Raw genomic sequence first — 23,883 nt, 5'->3', positions numbered from 1 at the left:
TCGCCGAAAGGCACGGCCTAGGGTCTGGGCAAAACAACGCGAAGGGACAGACGATGCCGACACCTGCCACCGAAAAAGCGAACGGGGCCGACCCCGCCCAGGCCGCCATGCTCGCCGGGGCCGAGCGCGACCGCCTGACCGATGTGCGAAAGGCCTTCGAATCCGGCGAATACCCCTACAAGGACAAGCTGAGCCGGTCGACCTATGAACGCCAGAAGGCGCGGCTTCAGGCCGAGCTTCTGAAGGTTCAGCTCTGGGCACAGGAGAGCGGCGAGAAATTCGTGCTGATCTTCGAGGGCCGCGACGCCGCCGGCAAGGGCGGCACGATCAAGCGCTTTACCGAGCATCTCAACCCCCGCAGCGCTCGCGTGGTCGCCCTCAACAAGCCCACCTGGGAAGAGAAGGGCCAGTGGTTCTTCCAGCGCTATATCGAGCACCTGCCGACCGTGGGCGAAATGGTGTTCTACGACCGCTCCTGGTACAACCGGGCCGGGGTCGAGCGGGTGATGGGCTTCTGCGAGCCGTGGGAATACCTCGAATTCATGCGCCAGACGCCCGATCTGGAACGGATGCTGGTGCGCTCGGGCATCCGGCTCTTCAAGTACTGGTTCTCGGTCTCGCAGGACGAACAGCGCAGCCGGTTCGAAGCCCGCGCCACCGATCCGCTGAAACAGTGGAAGCTCAGCCCGATCGACAAGCAGAGCCTCGACAAGTGGGACGACTATACCGAGGCAAAGGAAGCGATGTTCTTCTACACCGACACCGCCGATGCGCCCTGGACGGTGGTCAAGTCGAATGACAAGAAACGGGCGCGCCTGGCCTGCATGCAGCATTTCCTCGCCTCCATCGACTATCCGGGCAAGGACCGGAAGGTTGTGAAGGGGCCCGACCCGCTGCTCGTGGCGACGGCTCAGCATGTGCTGCACCAGACCGACCACATCCTCGGCAAGTCGCTGCACCCCGATACCCGCGTCCCGCGCTAGCGCGGCGGTCTGCCGAAGGCGGGCGTGCCGGATTGCAGGGGCGCGGCGGGCGGCGTAAGAACAGGTCGTGCGCCGCGTCTTGATCATACCCGCCCTGCTGGCCAGCCTCGCCGCCACTCCGGTTGCGGCGCATCCGCATGTTTTCGTCGATGTCGGGCTGACCTTCGAGACGGACGGGCAGGGGGCCCTCACCGGTATCGAGGTGACATGGTCTTATGACGACCTCTTCTCGATGCTGATCCTGTCGGATCGCGGGCTCGATGCCGATGGCGACATGGTTCTGACCGAGGCCGAGCGGGCCGAGTTGATCGGGTTCGACCTGACCGACTGGCCCGAGGGGTTCGAGGGCGCGCTGTTCGTCGAGACGGAGGGGGGCAAGCTGTCGCTCGGGCCGCCCGAGGCGCTGTCGATCCGGATGGAAGACGGCCATATCGTCACCCGCCACCGCCGCCCGGTGACGGCGGCCGGATCGGGGGACATGACGGTTCGGGCCTTCGATCCGTCCTACTATGCCGCCTTGTCGATGACCGGCGCGATGACCCTGCCGGAGGGCTGCACGGGCAAGCTCTCCGAGGCCGACGATGCCGCGGCGGACGAAAAGGTCGAAGGCCTTGGCAACACGGCCGACGAAGGCTTCTTCGACGCGGTCGAGGTGGGCCGTTATTACGCCGACACGCTGATCGTGACATGCGAACCGCTCTCCTGATCGCGGCCGTTCTCATTGCGGGGGCGGCGCTGTGGCTCTGGGGCCTTGGCGGGGCGGCTGACGTGACCCGCTGGGCCGGAGAGGGCCAGAGAGCGGCGCAGGAGGCGATGGCGACCGGGCTGCGGGCGCTGCGGGCAGGCGAGCCCGGCGCGCTGGCGGCGCTTCTGGGCACCTGTTTCGCCTATGGCTTCTTTCACGCCGCCGGCCCGGGCCACGGCAAGGTGCTGATCGGCGGCTATGGCGTGGGCGCGCGGGTGCCGGCGTTGCGCCTGTCGCTGCTGGCGCTGGTGTCGAGCCTGGCCCAGGCGGCCACGGCGGTTGCCCTGGTCTATGCCGGCGTGCTGGTGCTGAACCTGTCGCGCCCTGCGATGACCGGGTTTGCCGACCAGGTGATGGCGCCCGTCAGCTATGGCGCCATCGCGCTGGTCGGCCTGTGGCTGGCGGTGCGGGGCGCCCGGCGGGTGTGGCGGTCCAACCGTGCAGACCGGCACCACCACCATGGCCACGATCACCACCACCACGATCACGGTGCTGACGGCATCTGCGAGACCTGCGGCCATCGCCACGGGCCGACGATGGAAGAGGCCGCGCAGGTGACGTCATGGCGCGATGCCCTCATGCTGATTGGCGCCGTCGCGATCCGGCCCTGTACGGGCGCGCTCTTCCTGCTGATCCTGACATGGCGCTTCGGCCTCGATGCGGCGGGCATTGCCGGGGCGTTCGTCATGGGGCTCGGCACGGCCTGTGTCACCATCGCCGTCGCCATTGCCGCGGTCACGCTGCGCGAAGGCGCGCTCAGCCGGCTGGCCACGGGGCAGGGCGCCGCGCGGGCGCTGCCGCTGATCGAGCTGGCCGCTGGTTGCCTAATTGCCGCCATCGCCGGCCAGCTTCTGCTCGCCGCGCTGTGACATCTTGCCCGGCGGTTGCGGCGGGAGTAGGCGAGCCGGATGCAACACGCGCTGACATACCGCCAGCATGCAAGGGCGACCCTCTGGCTTGGCCTGCCGTTGATCGGCAGCCACGTGGCGCAGTTCGCCATCACGCTGACCGATGCGGCGATGCTTGGCTGGTATTCGGTCGATGCGCTGGCGGCCGAGGTTCTGGGCGGCACGACCTTCTTCGTCTTTTTCATCATGGGCTCGGGCTTTGCCTGGGCGGTGATGCCGATGGTGGCCTCGGCGCAGGCCGCGGGGCAGGAGGCACAGGTGCGCCGCGTCACCCGGATGGGGGCCTGGGCCTCGGTGCTTTATGCGCTCGCGGTGCTGCCGGTGCTGTTCTGGTCGGGGCCGGTCTTCCGCGCGCTGGGGCAGGATCCGGAGATTTCGGCCCTGGCCGAAGATTACCTGCGTATCGCCGGTTTCGCCACGCTGCCGGCGCTGCTGGTGATGGTGCTGAAATCCTACCTCGCGGCGCTCGAGCGGACACAGGTCGTGCTGTGGGTCACGGTGGCGGCGGTGGGGCTCAACATCGTGGTGAACTACGCTCTGATCTTCGGTCACTGGGGCTTCCCCGAGATGGGCGTTCAGGGCGCCGCGATCGCATCGCTCTCGGTCAATATCGCCTCCTTCGTGGTGCTGGCCGTCTACGTGGCCTTCGCCACGCCCGAGCATACGCTGTTTCAAAACGTCTGGCGCCCCGATTGGGAGGCGTTCGGCCGGGTCTTCCGCCTTGGCTGGCCGATCGGGATCACCAACCTCGCCGAGGTCGGGCTGTTCGCCGCCTCGACGGCGATGATGGGCTGGCTGGGCAAGCTGCCTCTGGCGGCGCACGGGATCGCGATGCAGGTGGCGTCGGTCATGTTCATGGTGCACCTGGGCCTGTCGAATGCCGCCACGGTGCGGGCAGGGCAGGCCTTTGGCCGGGGCGACGGGCCGGGCTTGCGGGCGGGTGCGCTGGTGGTGCTGGTGATGTCGGGCGTCGTTGCGCTGGTGACGGTGGCGATCTTCCTCATTTTTCCCGAGCCCCTGATCGGCCTGTTCATGAGCCCGTCGGAACCCAACCGCGCGGGGGTTATTGCCGTGGGCACCGGACTGCTGGCGGCGGCGGCGCTGTTCCAGCTGGTGGACGCTGGGCAGGTGATGGCGCTTGGACTTCTGCGCGGCGTGCATGACACCCGCGTGCCGATGATCATCGCCGCCATCAGCTATTGGGGCATCGGCGTGCCGGTCAGCTACCTGATGGGATTCACGCTGGGCTGGGGCGGCGTGGGTATCTGGCTGGGGCTGGCGGTCGGGCTGGCCTTTGCGGCCGTCTTCATGCTGGCGCGGTTCTGGGGCTGGTCTGCTCGGAATGTCGCCGCCCGGATGGGCTGAGAGGCCTTGCGGACGCCGAAACCGTGCTATGATCGCGTAGCCGGGTTCGCAAGAGGGGCGTGACATCATGGACTTCAAGGACTTCGCCGAGCTGGAAGTGGACGGCTGGTCAGACGCCAATCTCGCCGATACCTATGTCTCCCGCTTCTCCAAGGCGACCGACATGGCGGTCGAGCCGATGCTCGCCTGCCTCGAACCGGGGTCTGACATACTCGACCTCTGCTGCGGGCAGGGCAACCTGAGCGCCGCGGCCCATGCCAGGGGTTTCCGGGTGACCGGCCTCGACTTCTCGCGCGAAATGCTGGCCCATGCGCATGACAGGGCGCCCGACGTGGTCTTCCTCGTGGGCGATGCGCAGGAGATGCCGTTCGACGAGGATGTGTTCGACGCTGTGACCTGCGGCTTTGGCCTGATGCATGTGCCCGACCAGCCGAAAGCCCTGAGCGAGGTGGCCCGCGTGCTGCGCCCCGGCGGGCGTTTCGTGATGACCAGCTGGCATGGTCCGGACGTCTCGAAGACCTTCGCGCTGCTCTATGGCAATGTCCGGGCCCACGGGGCCGAGAGCGTCAAGATGCCGGAAAGCCCCGATTTTCACCAGTTTGCCCGGGAAGAGACGGCGCGCGACCTGTTCGACGCGGCCGGGCTGACGCTGGACCGGTTCGAAACCATCGACTGTCACTGGGATCTGGACGACCCGGCGGGCGTGATCGAGATCTTCCAGAACGGCGCGCCCCGCGCGAGCTACCTGCTGACGAACCAGCCCAGGAAGAACCTGCAGGCCATCCGGAAGGCCATCACCGACGGCGCCCGCGAGGCATTCGCCCACGGCGATACATGGCAGGTGCCGATGCCGGCCGCCCTGGCGGTGGCGACGAAGCGGTAGGCCGGGGCATGAAAGCCCCTATGCCCTGTCGACGACCGGCGCCGTCAGGTCGCGTTCCATGAAGATCAGCCAGTCGCGCATCTCGGGGTCAAGTTCGTAATACGGGTCGATCCGGCGGAAACCGAGCCGTGTGTAGAGGCCCTGCGCCTCGGCCTGCTTCGGGCCGGTATCCAGACGCATGGTGTGATAGCCGATGGCCACGGCCTCTTCGATCACCCTCAGCGCCAGCAACCGACCCAGTCCGCGCCCGTGATGGCCGGGCGCCACGAACAGCCGCTTCATCTCGCAGACACCATCGCCCAGATCCTGCAGCGCGATGCAGCCAAGCGCCTCGCCGTCCTCCACCGCCAGGTAAAGCCTGCCGCCGGGCGGCCGGAACGCGCCTGGCAGGTCCGCCAGCTCCGCCTCGAATTTCACCGGGTCGAAATATTTCCGGATCAGCGACACATACTCGTTGTGGCGTTCGAGGTGCCACTCGACGAAACCGCGCATCAGGGTGCGCACGGCCTCCAGTTGGGCCTCTTCCTCTGCCTGAACGAGTTCGACCATCCGGCCACCTCCTGCCATGTCGTGCAGGGTCAAGGTATCACGGGTCACGGAAAAATGCAGTCGGCCGCCGGACAGGCCGGTCAGCCGCCCTTTTCCTTCATCAGCCGCTCGGCCTTCTTGCGCACCAGAACCGAGCGCAGGTCGTGCATGGCCAGCAAGAGCGCGTCGCTCACCAGCTCGAGCTGATCGTCGGTCGCCTTCGACTGCGCCCAGTGGGTCGTGGTGTTGAGGTAATCCACCGCCCGGTGGATGTCGTCGATATCCCGGTGCGCGAGGATTTCCAGCCGCTCGGCCATCCATTCCTCGATCACGCTCAGGTCACGCTCGGTCAGGTCGCGCTCGCCATGCGGCTTGATCTGGCCATTGCGGATGTTGACCACGGCGATCTGGTCCATCTCGATCCGCCGCTGGCGGTTCTCGGTATCGACACGGAACACGAAGGCGCCGTTGTCGCGCACGCGAAAATAGTATTCCGGAAGATCGTCCGACATCGCCCCTCGGTTCTCAGGTCAGCGCGGCGCAGAAAGTCGCGATGCGCTTGCAGGCCTCTTGCAGGGCCTCGTCCGAGGTAGCGTAGCTGACGCGGAAGGCCGGGGAAAGCCCAAATGCCGCGCCGAAGACAACGGCCACGCCGGCCTCTTCCAGCAGGGCCGTGGCGAAGGCTTCGTCGTTGTCGAGCGTCGTTCCGGCGGCGGTTGTCTTGCCGATCAGCCCCTCGATCGAGGGGTAGACGTAGAAGGCGCCTTCGGGCGTCGGGCACTCGATTCCGTCGATGGCGCGCAGGCCTTCGAGCACGAGGTCGCGGCGGCGGCGGAAGATCTCGTTGTTGGTGGGGATGAAGTCCTGCGTGCCGGTCAGCGCCTCGAGCGCGGCCCACTGGCTGATCGTGCAGGGGTTCGAGGTCGATTGCGACTGGATCTTGCGCATCGCGGCGATCAGCTCTTCGGGCCCGCCGGCATAGCCGATCCGCCAGCCGGTCATGGCATAGGCTTTCGACACGCCGTTGCAGGTCAGCGTGCGGTCGTAAAGCGCGGGTTCCACCTGTGCAGGCGTGCAGAATTCGAACCCGTCATAGGCGAGGTGTTCGTACATGTCGTCGGTCAGCACCCAGACATGCGGATGCCGCATCAGCACGTCGGTCAGCGCTTTCAGCTCGTCCCACGCATAGCCCGCCCCGGTGGGGTTCGAGGGCGAGTTGAAGATGAACCAGCGGGTCTTGGGCGTGATCGCGGCCTCCAGTGCCTCGGGTGTCAGCTTGAAACTGGTTTCGATCCCGGCCGGCACGATCACCGGCTCGCCGCCCGCCAGCTTGACCATGTCGGGGTAGCTCACCCAGTAGGGCGCGGGGATGACCACCTCCTCGCCGGGGTTCAGAGTGGCCATCAGCGCGTTGTAGAGGATCTGCTTGCCGCCGGTGCCGATGCTGATCTGCTTCGGCGTATAGTCGAGCCCGTTGTCGCGCTTGAACTTGGCGCAGACGGCTTCCTTCAGCTCGATGATGCCATCCGGCGCGGTGTAGCGGGTCTTGCCCTCTTCGATGGCGCGAATCCCCGCGGCGCGGATGTTTTCGGGAGTCGGGAAGTCCGGCTCGCCCGCGCTGAGGCCGATGACGTCCTTCCCGGCCGCCTTCATCTCCTGCGCGAGCGCGGAAATCGCCATAGTGGGCGATGGTTTGACACGGGTCAATGTCGCGGAAAGGGAAATCATGTCGTACTCCGGTTGGAATAAGCGTCTGAACGCTCTATAGTCGTGGTTCGAGTTCATAAGTGACAAACCGGAGCATTCACCGGTTGTAAAGGCCCCTCTCCAGGTAGACCAAAGAAAGGACTTCCCATGAACGCCCAGACCAAGGACGGCTGGTACGACCCGAACGCAACAACCTTTGGCGACCGCGTTGCCGGGGCGCGTGAGCAGGCCGGCATGAGCCAGGCAGACCTGGCAAAGCGTCTGGGCGTCAAGCTGAAGACCATGAAGGCTTGGGAAGACGACCTGAGCGAGCCGCGCGCCAACAAGCTGTCGATGATGGCGGGCATGCTGAACGTGTCGCTGCTGTGGCTGCTCAGCGGCGAGGGCCCGGGCCCGGACGGCCCGGAGGATGCCAACGAACTGTCGCAGGACGTCACCGAGCTCTTGATGGAGATCCGCGATATCCGCTCGCAGCTGGCGCTGTCGGCCGACCGGCTTGGCCGGCTCGAGAAGGCGCTTCGCGCCAAGCTGAAAGAGGAAGCCATTGCCTGAGGCAGCTCCGCCTGACGAAACGGCCGAACATCGGCTGAAGCGGTTGCGTATGCGGTCCATGCGGCGCGGCATCAAGGAGATGGACATCATCCTTGGCCGCTTCGCCGACACGGGGCTGCACGACCTCGACGAGGCCGGGCTTGGCCTCTACGACGCGCTGCTGTCCGAGAACGACCATGATCTCTACCAGTGGGTGACGGGGCATACGGCTCCGCCGCCCCGGTTTTCCGACCTGATCGACCGGATCGCACGGGTCAGCACGCCGGCGGGCTAAGGCGGGCGCCGGCCCCTCTGCCGCATTTACGACTTATTGGGCATTTTAGGCCAAGATCGGCTTCGAGCAGTCATGCACGGAGTTTATCATGAGTTTGCACAACCCCTCTCTCCTGTCGCCGGAACAGCAGAGCTTCATGTCGGGCTACCTGGATTCGCTGGCTCTTGTGGAACGCCTTCATCGCCTGCTTCTCGATGTCATCAAGGACGAGTTCGAGCGCTTGGGCGTGCTGGAAATCAACGCGGTGCAGGCGCTGTTGTTGTTCAACATCGGTGACAACGAGGTCACGGCCGGCGAGCTGAAGACGCGCGGCTACTACCAGGGGAGCAATGTCAGCTACAATCTCAAGAAGCTGGTCGAGATGGGCTACATGCACCACCAGCGATGCGAGATCGACCGCCGTTCCGTGCGCGTGCGGCTGACCGAGAAGGGGCGGAGCATCCGCGCCATCATTTCCAAGCTCTTCGCCGGCCATGCCGAGGGGCTGCAGGCCAAGGGCGTGCTGGGCAATGACGGGATCGATCAGATCAACTGCTCACTGCGCCGGGTCGAAAGGTACTGGGCCGACCAGATCCGCTATATCTACTGACCTTCCGGCGCCGGCCGGGTTGCGTGACACGGCGGCGGGCTGCAATTCCCGGATCAGCTTGCGCCGCATCGCCTCGGCGAAATCCTCGTAATCCAGTGCCGCCACCACGAAGGCGCCCGGGCCGCGAATGACATAGGACTGGTAATACCCCATCAACGATTTGACGTTGTGGCGGTTCTTCGTCGTGTTCGACGGCCCGTCCGGCCCGATCACCAGCCCGTTGATGACGACCCGGCCGGTCTCGCGCGGCTCGACGAGCCGGGGATGGCGGCCGACATTCGAGGGCCCATCGCCCGAAATGTCGAGCGTCATGCGCCAGCAATCGGCCTGGGTCTGCAATTCCGCCGCGCCATAGGCCATCGCCGCGCCGATGGCTGTCGAGGGGTTGTTGACCGGTACCGACCTGGTGCCCTGCAACACCTGCGCCACCGCCAGAAGGTCGGCGGGCCCGGCGATGTCGCGCCAGCCGATCACCACCCGCTGATGCGTCTGGGCGCTCCATTCGTACACCATCAGGCGCACCGGGGTTTCCGGGTAGAGCAGGAAGGCCGCCTGTACCTCCGGGTCGAGCAAGGCGCCAGCCAGACCGTCAAGCTGGAGGCGGTATTCCCACATGTCGACCGATCCCGACACGTCGAGCCCCAGCGCCAGCGCCTGCCGGCATGCGGCGTGGGCTGGGGCCGCCAGCACAAGCGCGGCCAGCGCGACGACACGCGCCAGCGCCCTCATCCGCGCGGCCACCGCAGACGGCGCGCGCCTGCATCCCCAAGCATGATGTCATTGATTTCGCGATAAAGCTTCCGCGTCATCGCGTTCCGGAAATCCTCGAACCCGTTGGCGACGACAAGAAAGGACTGCGCCCCGCGAAGCACCTCCTTGCGGTAGTAATCCGCCACCCCGTCATAGTTCTCGAGGATCACCAGCCCGTTCACCGTGACACCGTCGAAGGGGAAGTTGCGGTAGGCGGCCGCCGGCCCGTACCCGTAATTGTTGATCCCGTCGCCCGACACGTCGACCACCCGGCGCGCGCAATCGGGGGCGCGGCGCATCAGCTCCGCGGCAAAGCCGAGCGCCTGCCCGATGGCGGTGGGATAGCCTTCGTGACTGCGCGACATGGTGCCGACGGCCAGGACCGCGTGGTCAATATCGCGGTCGCTGCGCAGCAGCGTCCAGTCGAGATGCAGCTTCTGCTGGTGAAAGCCGCTCCACTCGAACACCGAGAGCGCCACGTGCCCATGCCCACCGTAAAGCACCGCCTGCCGCACGTCGTCGCTGTCAAGCGCGGCGGCCAGTCCGAGCCGCTGAAGGTCGTATTCATCGGCATCGACCGAAGAGGATACGTCGAGCGCGAGGATCAGCGCCAGCCGGCAGGACGCCGCGGCGGGGGCCGCAACCAGCAGGCAAACCGCCGCCAGAAGCGCCCGCGCCCCTGTCATCCCGGCGCCCGGCGGTGCAGGGCGGGCGGCACGCGACCAAGGATGATGTCGTTGATCTCGCGGTAGAGTTTCTTGGTCATGGCTTCCCTGAACTCGTCGAAGCCGTTGGCCACCACCATGAAGGCGCCGGTCCCGTGCAGCACCTCGGCGCCGTAATAGGACAGCACGCCCGGATCGTCGCCGAGGATCACCAGACCGTTCACGGTCACGTCGTTCAGCGGAAAATGCCGGTAGGCCTCGCGCGGGCCGTAGCGGTAGTTGTTCACCCCGTCGCCCGAGACGTCGATCACCCGGCGCTCGCAGGCCGGGCCGCGTTTGAGCAAGGTCGCGCCATAGCCGATGGCGGGCCCGATCGAGGTTGGAAAGTCGTCGTGGCTGCGTTCCATGCCGGCCAGCGCCGCGACGGCGCGGTCGATCTCGGCGTGAGAGGTCAGCGCGATCCAGTCAAGTTGCAGCTTGTGCTGGTGGAAGCCGCTCCATTCGTAGACGGCGAGGGTCACGTAGCCGCCGGCGCCGGTGAGGATGGCGTGGCGCACCTCGTCGGCATCGAGCGCCGCGGCGAGCCCGGTGCGTTGCAGCGCGTATTCTTCGGCATCGACCGAGGAGGACACGTCGAGGGCGAGAACAAGGGCCAGCCGGCAGGCGGATTGCGCCTGCGCCGTGGCCGCCCACAGAAGGCAGGCGGCCAGGAGGGCGACGGACCTTACCAATGCCCCGTGTTTTCCATGCTGGCCCACGGCTCGGCCGGTTCCAGCGCGTCACCTTCCTGAAGAAGCTCGACCGACACGTTGTCGGGGCTTCGCACGAAGGCCATGCGGCCGTCGCGCGGGGGGCGGTTGATGGTAACGCCGTTGTCCTGCAGGTGCTGGCACATCTCGTAGATATTGCCGACCGAATAGGCGAGGTGGCCGAAATGGCGGCTGTCGCTGGGCAGCCCGTCGTCGCCGTCCCAGTTGTAGGTCAGCTCGACCGGGCAGTCCTCGTGCCCCTCGGGCGCCATGAAGACCAGCGTGAAGCGGCCGCCGTCATTGTCGTAGCGCCGGGTCTCTTTCAGGCCCAGCAGCTCGTAGAACTTCATCGATTTCTCGAGGTCCTTCACCCGGACCATCGTGTGCAGATACCGTACCCGCATGCAGCGCCTCCTTGATTTGGCAATTACCAGAAGGATAGACGGCTGACGCCTGCTGTCGAGGGCGAAGGACGGGCCCGGTGGTCAGAATTCCGAGCGAATGCCGAACGAGACGGCGGTCTGGTCGACATCGAAGCGGCTGATGTTCGAGCGGCTTTTCTCGGCGTTGACCGAGACGACCGGCACGAAGCCCATGTAGCTGTAATCGTTGAAGGCCGCCGTCACGCCCCCGAACCACGATTCGTCGGTGCGCCCGCCGGCCACCGGCAGAAGCACCCAGTATTGTTCGTAATCGAGCGTGCTGTGGCCGACCGAGACGCTGACCTGCGCCGGTCCGATCTCGCGCCCCAGCGTGTAGGTGGCGACCACCGACCATTGCTGCGACGCGCGGTTGCGGCCATCGCTGTCGACATCGCGGAATTGCAGTTGCGCGCCCAGCTCGCCGCCGGTGCTCAGCGCATAGCTCAGCCCGGCAAAGGCCGAATAGACCGTCGCGTCGGTGATCGGGGCGACCTTGTCGAACTGTTCCTCGACATGGACACCGAGGCTGAGGTTGAGAGTGTCGCTCAGCTTCTGCATCCGGCGCACGCCAACACCGGCAAAATCGTAATAGGGCGAGCGGCCGTACCACGTGCGGCCGCCGTTGATGTCGAAGCTCCAATAGCCCGACTTGCTTGGCGCCCAGAGATGGCTGACGCCCAGTTGCAGGCGCAGCGAGGAGATGTCGCTGCCGCTGATCCCCGGCACCGGGTCGTTGAAGCGCACCTCGCGCGAGTGAAGCCGCCCGGTGATGTGCGTTTCGTGCCGCTTGCTTTGCTGCACACGGTAGGAGCCGCGCATGTCGGTCCTGGCGACGACGCCGCTGATGGCCTGCGCGCTGGGGCTGAGCGTTCCGACCAGGGGCGAGCCCTCGATCAGGTTGTAGGGGCTGTTCGAGCCGTTGTTCACGTTGTCCGACGGGTTGATCGAGAATTGCAGCTCGAACCGAAGCGGGTTGGTTCGGCGGACGTTTCGGAACGCCTTGACGTACTGGCTGCGAAGCTCTTCGTTCGGGGCGTAATGCACGGCCCGCCGCAGCCAGAGCTGCGACACGGAATAGCTGTCATCGGCAAACGAGAGCTCGGCCGCGAGCTTGGCCGCCTCGAACCGCTGCACGTCGGTGTTGGCGACGCGATAGGCCCGGGCGGCCGATTGGCGCCCGGTCTTGTAGTCCTTCATCTGCCCGAGCGCGTGGGCCCGCAGGAAATGCGCGTGCCCGTTTTCCGGGTTGGCCGTAATCAGCCCTTCGGTCAGTTCGTAGGCGGTTCTGGGTTGCCCCGTGCGAAGCGCCTGTTGCGCCAGCGCCTGGGCCTGGGGGAGGGAGAGCCGGACCATGTCGGTCGTGGCGTCGCTTTCGGCCGTGGCCTCGTTGGCACGGGGCCCGCCGGCCGCGCCCGCAAGGACGAGGCCGGCGAGACAGGCCGCCAGTATGGGGGTAGCCTTACGGCGTTCCGACATTGGGGTTGACGCTGTTGCAGACTGCAGGCGAGGCACCCGTGCCACATTGATCCAGCACGAAGACGCCGCTTTCCAGTTCCGTCTCGAAGTCGAGGTTGTTGTCGGTGCCGTCGAATTCGTCGAGCTCGACCGCGCCCGCCACGCTGCTGGCATCGGTGCCGCCGAAGACGCCGGAATAGGAGCCGATCTCGGTGTTGGTCGTGGTGCCCGAGAGCGGGTCGCTGATGTCGTATTCGACGGTGCCCGAGAAGGTGCCGTTGGCCTCGATATCGGTGACGACCAGAACCACCGAGGGCAGTTCGGAAATCACGTTGAGGTTGGTGTCGAGCAGTTCGCGGTTGTAGATGTTGCCCTCGACCGTGTTGTCGGCAAAGTCGGCATTGATGAAGGCGTCGCCGTGGACGACCAGTGCCTGCGGCACCAGCAGCTCGGGGTCGGTCACGCCCGCAGGCAGCAGGTCGGAGCCGTTGAGGTCACCGACATTGGTGACGGCGACGTACCGGCCGGCATAGGTCACGATGCCGCTGTCCTCGGTCACTTCCGGCGGGTCGTAGCTGCCGTCGCGTTCGAAATGCGCGCCCATGAACGAGCGGTTCCGGGGGCCCGGGCTGCCGACCGTCGTGGCGCGAACGCTGCCGTCGGTGCTTTCACGGGCATAGGCCGTGTAGTGCCGGTCGAGCGGGTCTTCCTGGATGGTGAAGGCGACATAGCCGTCCTGGTCGAGCGAGGGCGCGCGCCGGTAGGTCGCGCTGTAGGGCACATCGTCGAGGCTGACCCCCTCGACCACAAGCGTGCCGTTGGCGGCGTCGTAGGTGACGTTGCTGACGTTGCCCGCGATCTCCGAGGGAACGCTGACCGAGCTGTCGACCGTCGTCGTGCCGCCGCCCGTCGTGCCGTTGCCGGTATCCGTGCCGGTTCCGTCATCGGTGCCGGTGCCCGTTCCGTTGTCGTCGGCGGTGGTCTCTGGGGCGAAAGGATTACTGCCGGATGCGCAGCCCGCAAGGAGGGCGCAAACCAGCAGGCTTGCCACTGTTTGTTTCATACTGCTCACTGCCTCAATCAGTGTATTTTTTGTCTTTTGAATGAAAATCAGGGCATTACATGGCGAAGTCAATGTTTTCCTTTTCCCGGATTCCGGGAAAATAGGCGGTGTTGCAGGTCAGCCGATACCCGATATTGAAGTTTCTCAGCCCGGCTCCGCAAGATATAGTCGGCCCGACTCACTCTTGTGGAAAGGACCAGGCGATGCCCCTCAGCCCCGAGCAGCAGGCCGAAATCGACGCACAGCGCAGCACCCGCCAGGAAACCCGCCGCGTGGTGTCGGAGGGGATGGAGGCGCATCTCTACACGGCCTACCCGGTGCTCGATCACGGGTTCATCCGGGTGATCGACTACATGGGCGACGATGCCGCCATCTGCCAGGCCGCAAGGGTGAGCTATGGCCGCGGCACCAAGTCGGTGACGAATGACGAGGGGCTGATCCGCTACCTGATGCGGCACTGGCATTCGACGCCCTTCGAGATGTGCGAGATCAAGCTGCACGTGAAGCTGCCGGTCTTCGTGGCCCGCCAGTGGATCCGGCACCGGACGGCCAACGTCAACGAATACTCGGCCCGCTATTCGATCCTCGACCGGGAGTTCTATATTCCCGCGCCCGAACACCTGGCCGCTCAGTCGGTGGTGAACAACCAGGGCCGGGGCGAGGCGCTGACCGGCGACGAGGCGCAGCGTGTGCTGGAATATCTCAAGGCGGACTCGGCCCGCGCCTATGATCACTACGAGGAGATGATCGGGCAGGAGGGGCAGCAGGGGCTGGCGCGCGAGCTGGCGCGGATGAACCTGCCGGCGAACATCTACACCCAGTGGTACTGGAAGGTCGACCTGCACAACCTGCTGCATTTCCTGCGCCTGCGGGCGGACGCGCATGCGCAGTACGAGATCCGGGTCTATGCCGAGGAGATGTGCAAGGTGGTGGCCGACTGGGTGCCCTTCGCCTTCCGCGCCTTCGAGGATTACCGCATGGGGGGCGCCACGTTGTCGTCCACGGCGCTGGATTGCGTGCGGCGGATGCTGAAGGGGGAAGAGGTGACGCAGGAAAACTCCGGCATGTCCAAGGGGGAATGGCGGGAGTTCCAGGGGGTTCTGGAAGGTTAATGAAACGTTAACGGATGGGGTGGAATGGCCGGGCTCGTTGATGGGCGGTGTTGGTTTAGGAGTAGAATAAATCTTTGAACGATCCGTTAAGGTTGCAGGGCGTTGCGATGGCAGGGGTAGGGTGGGTGCGAACCCACCGACGGTGACGTTGATTGGGATGAGGGAGAGGTGGGTTTTACCCACCCTTGTCTCTTTGATCTGTGCGATATTGTGTATCGGCAGGCGAGACCCCGTCCCACCCTTGGTCCTTGAGACCGTCGCGTAGCCCGGGGCTCGTCTGCCGACCGTTGTCAAACCTGAACAGTTGCCAGGGAGGGCTGTGCAACCAGCCGATCCCGCAGATCAAGGACAGGCCCCATGACTTTGCCACAAGATGTCATCGGCGTCGATATCGCCAAGGACTGGATCGACGTCTTCTTTCTTTCCACCGGTCGGGCGGAGCGGGTGCCGATGGCGACCGCCGAGCTTCGGGCTTTCGCCGCCCGGGCCCGGGGGGCGCTGGTGGTGTTCGAGGCCTCGGGCGGGTACGAGCACCCGCTGGCCGAGGCGCTCGGCGCGGCGGATGTCACCTACGCCCGGGTCAACCCGCGGCAGGCGCGGGAGTTCGCCCGCGCCACGGGCCGGCTGGCCAAGACCGACCGGGTCGATGCCCGGGTGCTGGCGGAGATGGGTCGGGCGCTGGCTTTGCGCCCGACGCCGCCGGCCGATCCCGGGCGGGCGCGGCTGGCCGGCCTGATGGGCCGCCGGGACGATCTCGGCGCGATGCTGCGGGCCGAGATGGCGCGCCTGCGTCAGGCCCGCGATGCCTCTGTCCGCCGCGATATCGGCAGCATGATCGCGCTGCTGCGCCGCCGGATCGGCAAGCTCGAGGCCGAGATCGCCGCGGTGATCGGGGCGGATGAGGCGCTGTCGGACCGGTCGCGCCTCTTGCGGACGATGCCGGGGGTGGGGCCGCTGCTGGCGGCAAGCCTGCTGGCCCGGCTGCCCGAGCTGGGCCGTCTCGACCGCCGGGCGATCGCCAGCCTCGCCGGTCTGGCGCCGCATGCCTGCGACAGCGGCCGGTTCCGGGGGAAGCGGCGGATCTGGGGCGGCCGCGCGGAGGTGCGGCGCACGCTCTACCTCGCGGGGTTCATCGCCAGCCGGTATGACCCGGCGCTAAGGGCCTTCCGGCGCAAGCTGCAGGAGGCGGGAAAACCGGTCAAACTCGCCATCGTCGCCTGCGCCCGCAAGCTGCTCACCGTCCTCAACGCAATGCTGCGGGATCAAAGAGAGCACCGGCCAGCGGCAGGATAAGAAAGACAGTTGCTACGGGAGCACACGCCCGGAACAGAGCCGCGCCTTGGCGCGGCGCCGGGCGAGCGCCGGCCCGTCCCGGCGGGCAGGCGCTTTTGAGGTGTAGCGCGACGCTTCGGTCGAGGATGTATTCGGTACCATAAAGCGGCAGCCAGGATCGTTGCAGCGCCTCCCCACGGGCCGGCGCTCGCCCGGCGGTGCTCGTTCTCAAGCGGGTCGGTGCCGGTTGGACATGGCAGTTGTCTCGATAATCGCCCCGCCACCACCCTGAAACGCACTGTTTCCCCTCAAAAAACTTTGACAGCCCCCGCCGAAGCGGTACCATTCCACGCAGAGGTTCCTCCAAAGCCTTTTCAGTAACCGTAAACGAGGTCCATATGCGCATTTCCCTCTCTCTCTCAGCCGCCGCGCTGGCCGCGCTGACCGCCTTGCCGGCCGTCGCCCAGGAGGCCCGGCTGTACCCGGTGCCGACCAACGCGAACTACTGCCCGGCCGGGCTTCAGCCGATCACCATCAACGGCGCGATCTGCTGCGGGCGTCCGAATACCCACGTGACCTGGTACGAGATGAAGCGGCACCCGGTTTACCGGGCGGCGACCTATACGCGCTCGTACAATTGCCCCGAGGGCACCAAGGGCTGCCAGTAAGCACGACTTCCCCTTCGAACAGGGTGGGCGAAAGGCGCGGAGCGGTGGGCTTCGCGCCTTTTGTATATTCAAGGTATATACAGGTGCGTCATGATTCTGTTACATTGCCCGAAAGAGCAGTGAACGAAAGGACGCAGGACCAATGCGAGTTTTCATGGCTTTTGCCCTGGTGTGCAGCGCCGGGGCCGCGCCGGCCAGCACGCCGATTGCCGACGTGATCTGCGAGCCCACGCACATGATGACGAAGAAGCTGTCGCGCCAGTTCGGCGAGCAGCTGCACAGCTGGGGCACCCGCGGCCCGGAACAGGTGATGCAGGTCTGGACCGACAAGCGCGGCGACTGGACAATGGTGGTTGCCTACGCGACGGGGACATCCTGTATCGTCGCGATGGGGGAAAACTGGGAGGGGAACCAGGCCGAGGACCCGGCCTGATTTAGACTGAAATAGACTGGCCTGGCTGTGTCAGAGCAGCTTGAGCTCGCCCGCCATCTGGCGCCCGTCGCGCCCGTCCTGCAACTCGTAGCCAACCTTCTGGTTGTCGGCGAGGCCGGTCAGGCCCGAGCGTTCGACGGCCGAGATGTGCACAAATACATCCTTTCCGCCTTCGTCGGGTGCAATGAACCCGTAGCCCTTGGTGGTGTTGAACCATTTTACGGTGCCGGTCGGCATGCCGTATCTCCTTCCGTGTCTTCACTTTCCCGGTATGCGCCGGGCCTTGGCATGAGCAGACTTAGCAGGTCCGGCCACGGAAATTCGAAGTCGGCGGCTGATAGGTCAGCGTCACTGCTTTGATGATTGCACCGGCAATGTAAAAAGCAAGCAAAACCCACGTGATCTTTGGGCCGGGTCACGCTATCAGGTGAAAAATTGGGCGAGGCGACATGATACTATATGGCTTGAAGACCTGCGATACCTGCCGCAAGGCGTTGAAATCCCTGCCGGATGCCGAGTTTCGCGACGTTCGGGCGGATGGCGTGCCCGGGGAGGTGCTGGAATCGGCGCATGCGCGGTTCGGCGCGTCTTTGCTCAACACGCGCTCGACCACGTGGCGGGGTTTGAGCGAGGCCGAGCGCGCCGGCGACCCGCTGAGCCTGCTGGCCGCGCATCCGACGCTGATGAAGCGGCCGCTGATCGTGGACGGCGGCGAGATGCACCTGGGCTGGGGGCGTGACGTGCAGGCGGCGCTTCTTGGATAACCGGCGGGAATGCCTATCTGGCTGTGAAGCAACCGGAGGACATACATGCGAAATGCGGCGCTGCTTCTTGGCGTGATCGGCGGGGTTCTGGCCCTGATCGTGGGGTTTTTCATCTATGGCTATACCGTCTTCATCGACGAGTATGGCGAGATTGACGGGCTGGCCTACCAGGTCGACCGGGTCGGGCTGAGCCGGACCGTGGCCTTCGTGGCGCCGCTCCTGGCGATTGCGGGCGGGGGGATGGCGCGCATCCGGGCCTTGTGGGGCGGGGCGCTGCTGCTCGTTTCGGCCGGGCTGATGCTTTACGCGTTCGATTTCGGGGTGTTCACCATGTTCCCGATCGGGATGACCGCGCTGGGGGGTATCTTTGCCATCGCGGCGGGGAAACCGGACGAACCGAAGTCGCATTTCTGAAGCGGCAGAGCGGGTTTTGGGCGAATCAGGTTAACGGCCCTGTTTTTACTGGGTTTGCCACGTCGGTATAACGTCGGTATTTTGTCGGTATTGCGTCGGTGCGGGTGTCGGCAGGGCGGTTGGTTAAAGTGGCGTTCGGTGGGTTCAGCCACGAGATGTTGGTTCGGGCGCAACGGCGCGCGACAGCGCCCGGTCGAGCGACAGGGGCCCTGCGCCCTTCACGACGATCACCAGGAGCAGGAAGACCCAGAGCGCGCGCTGATCGAGGATAATGGCGTCGGGCGCCTTGTCGAACCATGCGCCGAGGGTGCCCTCGTGCTCGATGCCGCCGTGGCCGTAGAGGTCGGTGAGGGATTGGACGGCGATGAAGCCGATCATGCCGAGGGAGGCCAGGCGCGACAGAAGGCCCGCGATGATGAGGATGGGCAGGATGAATTCGGCCCATGTGCCGGCCAGCACGGTGAGGTGGTGGAAGAGCGAGAGCTTGGTCACGTCGTAGGTGACGGCCTCGGTCGCCTTTGGGAAGATCTGGGCATAGGCGCCGACGGCGGGGCTGAAGGGGCCGAGGAGGCCGTCGCCCAGCTTGGTGAGCCCGGACTTCCAGTAATAGACCAGCAGGATCGCGGCGAAGAGGAAGCGGGCGAGGGTTGGCAAGAGCCAGTCGGCGCGCTCGATCCGGGTGAACAGCGCGGTGTGGATGGAAACGAGGGCGGTCATCTAGGTGTCTCCCCTCCTGATGTCGGTGATCGCCTGCGTTTCGAGGAGGAGCGAGAGCGCAGGGGTGAGGGCGAAACCGGGGTCGGTCGTGGTGGCTGTGTCGGTGGCGTCGGAGAGGGTTTCGCCGGATTGCAGGGCGGTGATGAAGGCGGCGGTGCCGGGGGTGACGGGGGTCATCTGCGGGTCGTAGTCGGGGCGGGTGATGAGCACGGTCTGGGGGCCGGGTTGCGGCTTGGGGCCGTCTTCCATGTTGAAGGCCCAGATGGCGTGGATGGGCCAGCGGGAGGGGATGATCTGCGTGGCGGGGGCGAGGGTGAAGCGGGCCCCGGCCAGCGCGTCGGGCGGCAGGGTTTGCAGGATGGCGGGGTCGATGGGGCGCGCGTCGGCGGCGTGGTAGGCGATGCGGAGGGCCTGTTCGAGGCGGGCGACGTCGGGGAGGTAGCCGAGGGGCTGGAGCGGCTGGAAAGTTTCGAGGAAGGCAGGAAAGTCGGCGCCGTAGGTCATCATCATCGGGTTCTGCGGCGGGTGTTGGCGGAGGAAGGTGCCGGCCACCTTTCGGAAGTTCTCCTGACCGATCAGCTTGGCGATGGCGGGGAAGCTGGTTTCCAGCGCGTCGGTGAGGCCCGCGGCGACGTTGTTGCGGTAGACCGAGAAGCGGCGGCCGGCGGGGCGGCCCTGGCCGTCGGAAAGGCCGTCAGGAACGGGCTGGGTGCTGTCGAGCAGGGCGTCGTGGAAGGTGGTTTGCGAAAGGGTCATGCGGGCACCTTGGCGAGGGCGGCCTCGGCGCGGCGGGCCTCGGCGGCCAGCGTGGGCCAGTCGGGTACGTCGGTGTCCCATTCGATGAGGAGGGGGCGGGGGCCGGAGCGGTCGAGCGTGTGGTCGAGGAGGGCCCAGACCGGGTCGGCGACTTCGCGGCCGTGGCTGTCGATGAGGAGCGGCGCGCCGTGGTCGTCTTCGTCCTCGTCATGGCCACCGAGGTGGATTTCGCCGACGCGGTCGAGCGGGAAGGCGTCGATATAGGCGCGGGGGTCCATGTTCAGGTTGGTGGCGGAGACGAAAACGTTGTTCACGTCGAGCAGCAGGCCGCAGCCGGTGCGGCGGGCGAGTTCGTTCAGGAAATCGGGCTCGGCATAGGTGCTCTCGTCGAAGGCGAGGTAGCTGGAGGGGTTTTCGAGCAGCATGGGGCGGCCCAATGCCTCCTGCACCTCGTCGATGTGGCGGGCGACGCGGGTGAGGGTGGCGGCGGTGTAGGGCAGGGGCAGCAGGTCGTTCAGGAAGTGGCTGTCATGGGTCGACCAGGCGAGGTGTTCGGAGAAGCTGGCCGGTTGCAGCCAGTCGCAGAGTTTGCGCAGGCGGGCGAGGTGGTCGGGGTCGAGCCGGCCCTCGCCGCCGATGGAGAGGCCGACGCCGTGGACGGAGATGGGGAAGCGTTCGGCCAGGTGGCGGAGTTGCGCGAGGGGGCGGCCGCCGTCGCCCATGTAGTTCTCGGCGTGGATTTCCAGCCAGGTGACGGGCGCGGCATCGGTGGTGATGTCGCGGAAATGCTGGGGCTTGTAGCCGACGCCGGGGCCGGCGGGCAGGGTGGGAAAGCGGGTGGTATCCAGCATGGGGGCACCTGTTGGTTGGGGTGGGGGTGGCCTGTGCGGGGTGATCCCGCACAGACCGGTTGGCGTCAGGATTCCGGCAGGTCGCGGTCGAGCGGCTCGAGGCTGCCCATGCGGTCATCCGGCAGGTCCATGGTTTCGCAGGTGCCGGCATCGACGAGGGTCCAGGCGTTGCCCTGGTAGTCGACGGTGGAGGTGCCGGCGCAGGTGGTGCCGGCGCCGGCGGCGCAGTCGTTTTCACCGGCGAGCGACACGCCGTAGCATTTTTCCTGCTCGGCGGCGGTGGCGGTGGTGGTGTAGGAGGCCAGTGCTGCGGTGACGGCGCCGGCGATGGCGAGGGTTTTGGTGGTGTTGGACATGGGGTAGCTCCCTTGAGAGATTGAACTTTCTATCGCCGTTTCAGTGCGTTGCGGCCTCTGCTCCCGTTCGTGGGGCGTGGTGGCCGTGGCGCGCCGGTCGGGCGATGAGAGAAAGATAGAGGGAGCATCGCCGAAACGACGACTCACGAACGCGTCAGACACGGGCGTGTCAGCGCCCGTCAGGTGGGCGCTTTTCGCAAGGGGCTGAAATATAAGGGGAAGTTGTTTCAGCGCGGCCGGATTGTTTCGGAATGTTTCAATATCCGGCCGCGCGAATTGGCAGATGTTACAGAAGGTCGGGCGGGGTCGCCTCTTTCGCCAGCGCCTTTGTTACATCGTCGAGAGGTTCGACGGAGGTCGATTTCTCGCCGAGGCGGCGGAGGGAGACGGTGCGCTCGTCCACCTCCTTCATGCCGCAGGCGAGGATGACCGGAACCTTGCCCACGGAATGTTCGCGGACCTTGTAGTTGATCTTCTCGTTGCGGATGTCGGCCTCGGCCCGCACGCCGGCAGCGCGGAGCTTGGCGACGACCTCGTTCACGTAGTCATCGGCCTCGGAGACGATGGAGGCGACGACGACCTGGCGGGGGGCCAGCCAGAAGGGCAGCTTGCCGGCGTGTTCCTCGATCAGGATGCCGATGAAGCGCTCGAAGCTGCCGAGCGTGGCGCGGTGGAGCATGAAGGGCCGGGTCTTTTCGCCGTTGGGGGCGATGTAGGTGGCGCCGAGCCGTTCGGGCAGGTTGGGGTCGACCTGGAAGGTGCCGCATTGCCAGACCCGGCCGATCGCGTCGGTCAGGTAGAAGTCGAGCTTGGGGCCGTAGAAGGCGCCGTCGCCCGGTTCGAGCACGTAATCGCGGCCGACGGCCTTGATGGCGTTTTCCAGCGCCCCTTCGACGTAATCCCAGCTTTCATCCGTGCCGACGCGCTTTTCGGGGCGCGTGGCGAAGCGGATCTCGAAATCGGGGAAGCCGAGTTCGCGGTAGATGTCGGCGAGGAAGTCGATGAAGCGGGCGCATTCCTGCTGGATCTGGTCCTCGGTGCAGAAGATGTGGGCGTCGTCCTGGGTGAAGCCGCGGACGCGCATGATGCCGTGGAGCGCGCCCGAGGGTTCGAAGCGCGCGCAGGAGCCGAACTCGGCCAGCCGGAGGGGCAGGTCGCGGTAGGATTTGAGGCCCTGGTTGAACACCTGCACGTGGCAGGGGCAGTTCATGGGCTTCAGCGCGTTGATGCGGGTCTGTTCCTTGTTGGTTGCGGACGCGTCATCGTTCTCGCCGTCGCGGCTTTCGTCGACCTCGACGATGAACATGTGGTGCTGGTACTTGTCCCAGTGGCCCGAGGCCTCCCACAGTTTGCGGTCGACGACCTGCGGCGTGTTGATCTCGTTATAGCCGCCGGCGCGCTGTTTGCGGCGCATGTAGTCCTGCAGGGCGGTGTAGATCGTCCAGCCGTTGGGGTGCCAGAAGACCTGGCCGGGGGCCTCTTCCTGCATGTGGAAGAGGTCCATCTCGCGGCCCAGGCGGCGGTGGTCGCGCTTCTCGGCCTCTTCGAGGAAGTTGAGATAGGCTTTCAGCTTTTCCTTGCTGGTGAAGGCCACGCCGTAGATGCGTTGCAGCATCTGGCGGCTGGAGTCGCCGCGCCAGTAGGCGCCGGCGATGGACATCAGCCGGAAGGCGTCGGCGGGAAGCTGGCCGGTGTGCTGGAGGTGGGGGCCGCGGCAGAGATCCTGCCAGTCGCCGTGCCAGTACATGCGCAGGGGCTCGTCGCCGGGGATCGCCTCGATCAGCTCGATCTTGTAGGGCTCGCCGGTCTGTTCGTAATGCGCGATGGCGCGGTCACGCTCCCAGACCTCGGTTTTCACGGGGTCGCGGAGATTGATGATCTCTTTCATCCGCTTCTCGATCTGCGAGAGGTCTTCCGGCGTGAAGGGCTCGGCGCGGTCGAAATCGTAGTACCAGCCGTTCTCGATGACCGGGCCGATGGTGACCTTGGTCTCGGGCCAGATCTCCTGCACGGCGCGGGCCATGACGTGGGCGAGGTCGTGGCGTACCAGCTCGTTGGCGGGGGCCTCGTCCTTCATGGTGTTGATGGAGATGGCGGCGTCGGCCTCGATCGGCCACTGAAGATCCCAGTGCTTGCCGTCGACATGGGCCGAGATGGCCTTTTTCGCCAGCGAATTGGAGATCGATGCGGCCACGTCGGCCGGGGTCACGCCCTGATCGTAGGAACGCGAATTGCCATCGGGAAAGGTAAGGGAAATCTGGGCCATCAGCCTGAACTCCTCGTCGGTTTGGCGCCCACGGAACGCCCGGTTGCGGGTATATATGTGTGCCGGGTTTTTGGCGCGGGGCGGGGCCCAAGTCAAGAGCCGGCGGTACGGAGCGGGGGTGCCGAAAATTTATGCACAAAAGCGACGCATGGGATATCAAAAGCGAACGGGCCGAAATGGCCAGCTAAGTCATTGATCTGCCTGCAAGTGTGCCAACGCATGCGGGGCACGGTATTCCAACGCATGCAGGAAACATGGGTAACTTGTTGGTGGATTTGAGAAATTTCTCTTTACGTGGGCGCCGTGTTTCCTATCTTACTCGCTAATCCACGCCATGAATCAACAGGAGTTGCGAATGCCGGGTTACAACAAGCAATTCGAACTGTCGGTGGACGACCTCGAACTGATCGAGGACGCGCTGCGCCGCTCGAAGCGGGAGCTTTCGGCGCCGAACCACGACGAGATTCCGTCTGAGAACGAGGACGCGGTGCGCGAGATTCACGACCTTCTGGGACGTATCCACAACCAGAAGATCTTCTACCGCCCCAGCAATACGACATATATCAGCGGCTGAACCGCGAATTTCAGGGTTGTTCCTTCAGGCCGCGTCCGATTGGGCGCGGCTTTTTTCGTGGA

Annotated in this window: 30 protein-coding genes; 15 read left to right on the top strand and 15 right to left on the bottom strand. The window is 65.7% G+C overall.

What is annotated here, in order from left to right; genetic code table 11:
• The first annotated feature begins 107 nt into the window (after positions 1-107).
• From ppk2 to RIdsm_RS16665, 5 genes are all read left to right on the top strand, one after another.
• Positions 108-983 (top strand): polyphosphate kinase 2, encoded by an 876-nt coding sequence (gene ppk2 / locus RIdsm_RS16685; protein WP_057816885.1) that lies wholly within the window; start codon positions 108-110, stop codon positions 981-983.
• Positions 984-1,050: 67 nt separating this feature from the next.
• Entirely contained in the window at positions 1,051-1,689 is a 639-nt protein-coding gene (locus tag RIdsm_RS16680; protein ID WP_057816755.1) for a DUF1007 family protein, read from the top strand.
• Complete coding sequence (locus RIdsm_RS16675; RefSeq protein ID WP_057816754.1) at positions 1,671-2,597, top strand: nickel/cobalt transporter; 927 nt, start codon at positions 1,671-1,673, stop codon at positions 2,595-2,597. The genes RIdsm_RS16680 and RIdsm_RS16675 overlap by 19 nt, the downstream gene beginning before the upstream one ends.
• Positions 2,598-2,636: 39 nt before the next feature.
• Positions 2,637-4,001: an MATE family efflux transporter gene (locus tag RIdsm_RS16670; RefSeq protein ID WP_057816753.1), complete on the top strand. Its 1,365-nt coding sequence runs from the start codon at positions 2,637-2,639 to the stop codon at positions 3,999-4,001.
• 67 nt (positions 4,002-4,068) lie between these two features.
• A complete protein-coding gene (locus tag RIdsm_RS16665) occupies positions 4,069-4,884 on the top strand; it encodes a class I SAM-dependent methyltransferase (protein WP_057816752.1) in 816 nt (271 codons plus the stop codon).
• An 18-nt stretch (positions 4,885-4,902) separates the two neighbouring features.
• Here the strand turns inward: RIdsm_RS16665 and RIdsm_RS16660 are convergent, their stop codons facing one another.
• The 3 genes from RIdsm_RS16660 to RIdsm_RS16650 form a co-directional block, all read right to left on the bottom strand.
• The gene (locus tag RIdsm_RS16660) at positions 4,903-5,433 is read right to left on the bottom strand and encodes a GNAT family N-acetyltransferase (protein WP_057816751.1); all 531 of its coding nucleotides are present in this window, start codon (positions 5,431-5,433) and stop codon (positions 4,903-4,905) included.
• 80 nt (positions 5,434-5,513) lie between these two features.
• Complete coding sequence (locus RIdsm_RS16655) at positions 5,514-5,924, bottom strand: hypothetical protein (RefSeq protein ID WP_057816750.1); 411 nt, start codon at positions 5,922-5,924, stop codon at positions 5,514-5,516.
• A gap of 13 nt (positions 5,925-5,937) precedes the next feature.
• Entirely contained in the window at positions 5,938-7,140 is a 1,203-nt protein-coding gene (locus tag RIdsm_RS16650) for a pyridoxal phosphate-dependent aminotransferase (protein ID WP_057816749.1), read from the bottom strand.
• A 126-nt stretch (positions 7,141-7,266) separates the two neighbouring features.
• On the opposite strand from RIdsm_RS16650, the gene RIdsm_RS16645 reads away from it, so the two are divergent.
• The 3 genes from RIdsm_RS16645 (at position 7,267) to RIdsm_RS16635 (ending at position 8,534) form a co-directional block, all read left to right on the top strand.
• A complete protein-coding gene (locus tag RIdsm_RS16645; RefSeq protein WP_057816748.1) occupies positions 7,267-7,671 on the top strand; it encodes a helix-turn-helix domain-containing protein in 405 nt (134 codons plus the stop codon).
• A 49-nt stretch (positions 7,672-7,720) separates the two neighbouring features.
• Positions 7,721-7,945, top strand: a complete 225-nt coding sequence (locus RIdsm_RS16640; protein ID WP_057816747.1) for a succinate dehydrogenase assembly factor 2 — start codon at positions 7,721-7,723, stop codon at positions 7,943-7,945.
• An 88-nt stretch (positions 7,946-8,033) separates the two neighbouring features.
• A complete protein-coding gene (locus RIdsm_RS16635; protein ID WP_057816746.1) occupies positions 8,034-8,534 on the top strand; it encodes a MarR family winged helix-turn-helix transcriptional regulator in 501 nt (166 codons plus the stop codon).
• On the opposite strand, the gene RIdsm_RS16630 is transcribed toward RIdsm_RS16635, so the two are convergent.
• From RIdsm_RS16630 to RIdsm_RS30180, 6 genes are all read right to left on the bottom strand, one after another.
• The gene (locus tag RIdsm_RS16630; RefSeq protein ID WP_082647413.1) at positions 8,481-9,263 is read right to left on the bottom strand and encodes a DUF1194 domain-containing protein; all 783 of its coding nucleotides are present in this window, start codon (positions 9,261-9,263) and stop codon (positions 8,481-8,483) included. The genes RIdsm_RS16635 and RIdsm_RS16630 overlap by 54 nt on opposite strands.
• A complete protein-coding gene (locus RIdsm_RS16625) occupies positions 9,260-9,970 on the bottom strand; it encodes a DUF1194 domain-containing protein (protein WP_057816745.1) in 711 nt (236 codons plus the stop codon). Before RIdsm_RS16625 ends, RIdsm_RS16630 begins: the two co-directional genes overlap by 4 nt.
• Positions 9,967-10,680: a DUF1194 domain-containing protein gene (locus RIdsm_RS16620; RefSeq protein ID WP_057816744.1), complete on the bottom strand. Its 714-nt coding sequence runs from the start codon at positions 10,678-10,680 to the stop codon at positions 9,967-9,969. The genes RIdsm_RS16625 and RIdsm_RS16620 overlap by 4 nt, the downstream gene beginning before the upstream one ends.
• Positions 10,674-11,102, bottom strand: coding sequence for a VOC family protein (locus RIdsm_RS16615; RefSeq protein ID WP_057816743.1), 429 nt, complete (start codon positions 11,100-11,102; stop codon positions 10,674-10,676). The genes RIdsm_RS16620 and RIdsm_RS16615 overlap by 7 nt, the downstream gene beginning before the upstream one ends.
• 81 nt (positions 11,103-11,183) lie before the next feature.
• The gene (locus tag RIdsm_RS16610) at positions 11,184-12,596 is read right to left on the bottom strand and encodes a surface lipoprotein assembly modifier (RefSeq protein ID WP_057816742.1); all 1,413 of its coding nucleotides are present in this window, start codon (positions 12,594-12,596) and stop codon (positions 11,184-11,186) included.
• On the bottom strand, positions 12,580-13,638 hold the full coding sequence (locus tag RIdsm_RS30180) for a hypothetical protein (protein WP_057816741.1): 1,059 nt from the start codon (positions 13,636-13,638) through the stop codon (positions 12,580-12,582). Before RIdsm_RS30180 ends, RIdsm_RS16610 begins: the two co-directional genes overlap by 17 nt.
• A 203-nt stretch (positions 13,639-13,841) precedes the next feature.
• Between RIdsm_RS30180 and thyX the strand changes: the two genes are divergently transcribed.
• The 4 genes from thyX (at position 13,842) to RIdsm_RS16590 (ending at position 17,123) form a co-directional block, all read left to right on the top strand.
• Positions 13,842-14,750, top strand: a complete 909-nt coding sequence (thyX, locus tag RIdsm_RS16605) for an FAD-dependent thymidylate synthase (protein ID WP_057816740.1) — start codon at positions 13,842-13,844, stop codon at positions 14,748-14,750.
• 363 nt (positions 14,751-15,113) lie between these two features.
• Positions 15,114-16,043, top strand: a complete 930-nt coding sequence (locus tag RIdsm_RS16600) for an IS110 family RNA-guided transposase (protein WP_151175234.1) — start codon at positions 15,114-15,116, stop codon at positions 16,041-16,043.
• Positions 16,044-16,420: 377 nt separating this feature from the next.
• Entirely contained in the window at positions 16,421-16,690 is a 270-nt protein-coding gene (locus tag RIdsm_RS16595) for a hypothetical protein (protein WP_057818755.1), read from the top strand.
• Positions 16,691-16,844: 154 nt separating this feature from the next.
• Positions 16,845-17,123: a hypothetical protein gene (locus RIdsm_RS16590; RefSeq protein WP_082647467.1), complete on the top strand. Its 279-nt coding sequence runs from the start codon at positions 16,845-16,847 to the stop codon at positions 17,121-17,123.
• A gap of 30 nt (positions 17,124-17,153) precedes the next feature.
• On the opposite strand, the gene RIdsm_RS16585 is transcribed toward RIdsm_RS16590, so the two are convergent.
• Positions 17,154-17,360 carry a cold-shock protein gene (locus RIdsm_RS16585; protein WP_057818750.1) on the bottom strand — a complete coding sequence of 69 codons (207 nt, stop codon included), beginning with the start codon at positions 17,358-17,360 and terminating at the stop codon, positions 17,154-17,156.
• 212 nt (positions 17,361-17,572) lie between these two features.
• Between RIdsm_RS16585 and RIdsm_RS16580 the strand changes: the two genes are divergently transcribed.
• Positions 17,573-17,887, top strand: a complete 315-nt coding sequence (locus RIdsm_RS16580; RefSeq protein WP_057818748.1) for an arsenate reductase family protein — start codon at positions 17,573-17,575, stop codon at positions 17,885-17,887.
• 45 nt (positions 17,888-17,932) lie between these two features.
• Positions 17,933-18,301 carry a hypothetical protein gene (locus tag RIdsm_RS16575; protein ID WP_057818746.1) on the top strand — a complete coding sequence of 123 codons (369 nt, stop codon included), beginning with the start codon at positions 17,933-17,935 and terminating at the stop codon, positions 18,299-18,301.
• 144 nt (positions 18,302-18,445) lie between these two features.
• On the opposite strand, the gene RIdsm_RS16570 is transcribed toward RIdsm_RS16575, so the two are convergent.
• From RIdsm_RS16570 to thrS, 5 genes are all read right to left on the bottom strand, one after another.
• Positions 18,446-19,018 (bottom strand): DoxX family protein, encoded by a 573-nt coding sequence (locus tag RIdsm_RS16570; protein WP_057818745.1) that lies wholly within the window; start codon positions 19,016-19,018, stop codon positions 18,446-18,448.
• The gene (locus RIdsm_RS16565) at positions 19,019-19,774 is read right to left on the bottom strand and encodes an HvfC/BufC N-terminal domain-containing protein (protein WP_057818742.1); all 756 of its coding nucleotides are present in this window, start codon (positions 19,772-19,774) and stop codon (positions 19,019-19,021) included.
• Positions 19,771-20,625 carry an MNIO family bufferin maturase gene (gene bufB, locus RIdsm_RS16560; RefSeq protein ID WP_057818740.1) on the bottom strand — a complete coding sequence of 285 codons (855 nt, stop codon included), beginning with the start codon at positions 20,623-20,625 and terminating at the stop codon, positions 19,771-19,773. Before bufB ends, RIdsm_RS16565 begins: the two co-directional genes overlap by 4 nt.
• Before the next feature lie 65 nt (positions 20,626-20,690).
• A complete protein-coding gene (locus tag RIdsm_RS16555) occupies positions 20,691-20,981 on the bottom strand; it encodes a BufA1 family periplasmic bufferin-type metallophore (protein WP_057818738.1) in 291 nt (96 codons plus the stop codon).
• Between the two features lie 286 nt (positions 20,982-21,267).
• Positions 21,268-23,247 (bottom strand): threonine--tRNA ligase, encoded by a 1,980-nt coding sequence (gene thrS, locus RIdsm_RS16550; protein ID WP_057818736.1) that lies wholly within the window; start codon positions 23,245-23,247, stop codon positions 21,268-21,270.
• A gap of 355 nt (positions 23,248-23,602) precedes the next feature.
• On the opposite strand from thrS, the gene RIdsm_RS16545 reads away from it, so the two are divergent.
• Positions 23,603-23,821, top strand: a complete 219-nt coding sequence (locus tag RIdsm_RS16545) for a hypothetical protein (protein ID WP_057818735.1) — start codon at positions 23,603-23,605, stop codon at positions 23,819-23,821.
• The last annotated feature ends 62 nt before the right edge of the window (positions 23,822-23,883 follow it).

Source organism: Roseovarius indicus (genome assembly GCF_008728195.1).
In the GTDB taxonomy this organism is placed as follows: Bacteria; Pseudomonadota; Alphaproteobacteria; order Rhodobacterales; family Rhodobacteraceae; genus Roseovarius; species Roseovarius indicus.
The sequence above is the reverse complement of the archived record's forward strand: the minus strand, read 5'-3'. Positions and strand labels throughout refer to the sequence as shown.

Bases quoted from the DNA above. Each gene is read 5' to 3' on its own strand.
- RIdsm_RS16665 (WP_057816752.1), top strand. From the start codon at position 4,069: ATGGACTTCAAGGACTTCGCCGAGCTGGAAGTGGACGGCTGGTCAGAC.
- bufB (WP_057818740.1), bottom strand. From the start codon at position 20,625: ATGCTGGATACCACCCGCTTTCCCACCCTGCCCGCCGGCCCCGGCGTC.
- RIdsm_RS16670 (WP_057816753.1), top strand. From the start codon at position 2,637: ATGCAACACGCGCTGACATACCGCCAGCATGCAAGGGCGACCCTCTGG.
- RIdsm_RS16630 (WP_082647413.1), bottom strand. From the start codon at position 9,263: ATGAGGGCGCTGGCGCGTGTCGTCGCGCTGGCCGCGCTTGTGCTGGCG.
- RIdsm_RS16650 (WP_057816749.1), bottom strand. From the start codon at position 7,140: ATGATTTCCCTTTCCGCGACATTGACCCGTGTCAAACCATCGCCCACT.
- ppk2 (WP_057816885.1), top strand. From the start codon at position 108: ATGCTCGCCGGGGCCGAGCGCGACCGCCTGACCGATGTGCGAAAGGCC.
- RIdsm_RS16655 (WP_057816750.1), bottom strand. From the start codon at position 5,924: ATGTCGGACGATCTTCCGGAATACTATTTTCGCGTGCGCGACAACGGC.
- RIdsm_RS16580 (WP_057818748.1), top strand. From the start codon at position 17,573: ATGATACTATATGGCTTGAAGACCTGCGATACCTGCCGCAAGGCGTTG.
- RIdsm_RS16570 (WP_057818745.1), bottom strand. From the start codon at position 19,018: ATGACCGCCCTCGTTTCCATCCACACCGCGCTGTTCACCCGGATCGAG.
- RIdsm_RS16615 (WP_057816743.1), bottom strand. From the start codon at position 11,102: ATGCGGGTACGGTATCTGCACACGATGGTCCGGGTGAAGGACCTCGAG.
- RIdsm_RS16545 (WP_057818735.1), top strand. From the start codon at position 23,603: ATGCCGGGTTACAACAAGCAATTCGAACTGTCGGTGGACGACCTCGAA.
- RIdsm_RS16645 (WP_057816748.1), top strand. From the start codon at position 7,267: ATGAACGCCCAGACCAAGGACGGCTGGTACGACCCGAACGCAACAACC.
- RIdsm_RS16585 (WP_057818750.1), bottom strand. From the start codon at position 17,360: ATGCCGACCGGCACCGTAAAATGGTTCAACACCACCAAGGGCTACGGG.
- RIdsm_RS16595 (WP_057818755.1), top strand. From the start codon at position 16,421: ATGCGCATTTCCCTCTCTCTCTCAGCCGCCGCGCTGGCCGCGCTGACC.
- RIdsm_RS30180 (WP_057816741.1), bottom strand. From the start codon at position 13,638: ATGAAACAAACAGTGGCAAGCCTGCTGGTTTGCGCCCTCCTTGCGGGC.
- RIdsm_RS16635 (WP_057816746.1), top strand. From the start codon at position 8,034: ATGAGTTTGCACAACCCCTCTCTCCTGTCGCCGGAACAGCAGAGCTTC.
- thyX (WP_057816740.1), top strand. From the start codon at position 13,842: ATGCCCCTCAGCCCCGAGCAGCAGGCCGAAATCGACGCACAGCGCAGC.
- RIdsm_RS16565 (WP_057818742.1), bottom strand. From the start codon at position 19,774: ATGACCCTTTCGCAAACCACCTTCCACGACGCCCTGCTCGACAGCACC.
- RIdsm_RS16660 (WP_057816751.1), bottom strand. From the start codon at position 5,433: ATGGTCGAACTCGTTCAGGCAGAGGAAGAGGCCCAACTGGAGGCCGTG.
- RIdsm_RS16675 (WP_057816754.1), top strand. From the start codon at position 1,671: ATGCGAACCGCTCTCCTGATCGCGGCCGTTCTCATTGCGGGGGCGGCG.
- RIdsm_RS16555 (WP_057818738.1), bottom strand. From the start codon at position 20,981: ATGTCCAACACCACCAAAACCCTCGCCATCGCCGGCGCCGTCACCGCA.
- RIdsm_RS16610 (WP_057816742.1), bottom strand. From the start codon at position 12,596: ATGTCGGAACGCCGTAAGGCTACCCCCATACTGGCGGCCTGTCTCGCC.
- RIdsm_RS16590 (WP_082647467.1), top strand. From the start codon at position 16,845: ATGGCTTTTGCCCTGGTGTGCAGCGCCGGGGCCGCGCCGGCCAGCACG.
- RIdsm_RS16575 (WP_057818746.1), top strand. From the start codon at position 17,933: ATGCGAAATGCGGCGCTGCTTCTTGGCGTGATCGGCGGGGTTCTGGCC.
- RIdsm_RS16625 (WP_057816745.1), bottom strand. From the start codon at position 9,970: ATGACAGGGGCGCGGGCGCTTCTGGCGGCGGTTTGCCTGCTGGTTGCG.
- thrS (WP_057818736.1), bottom strand. From the start codon at position 23,247: ATGGCCCAGATTTCCCTTACCTTTCCCGATGGCAATTCGCGTTCCTAC.
- RIdsm_RS16640 (WP_057816747.1), top strand. From the start codon at position 7,721: ATGCGGTCCATGCGGCGCGGCATCAAGGAGATGGACATCATCCTTGGC.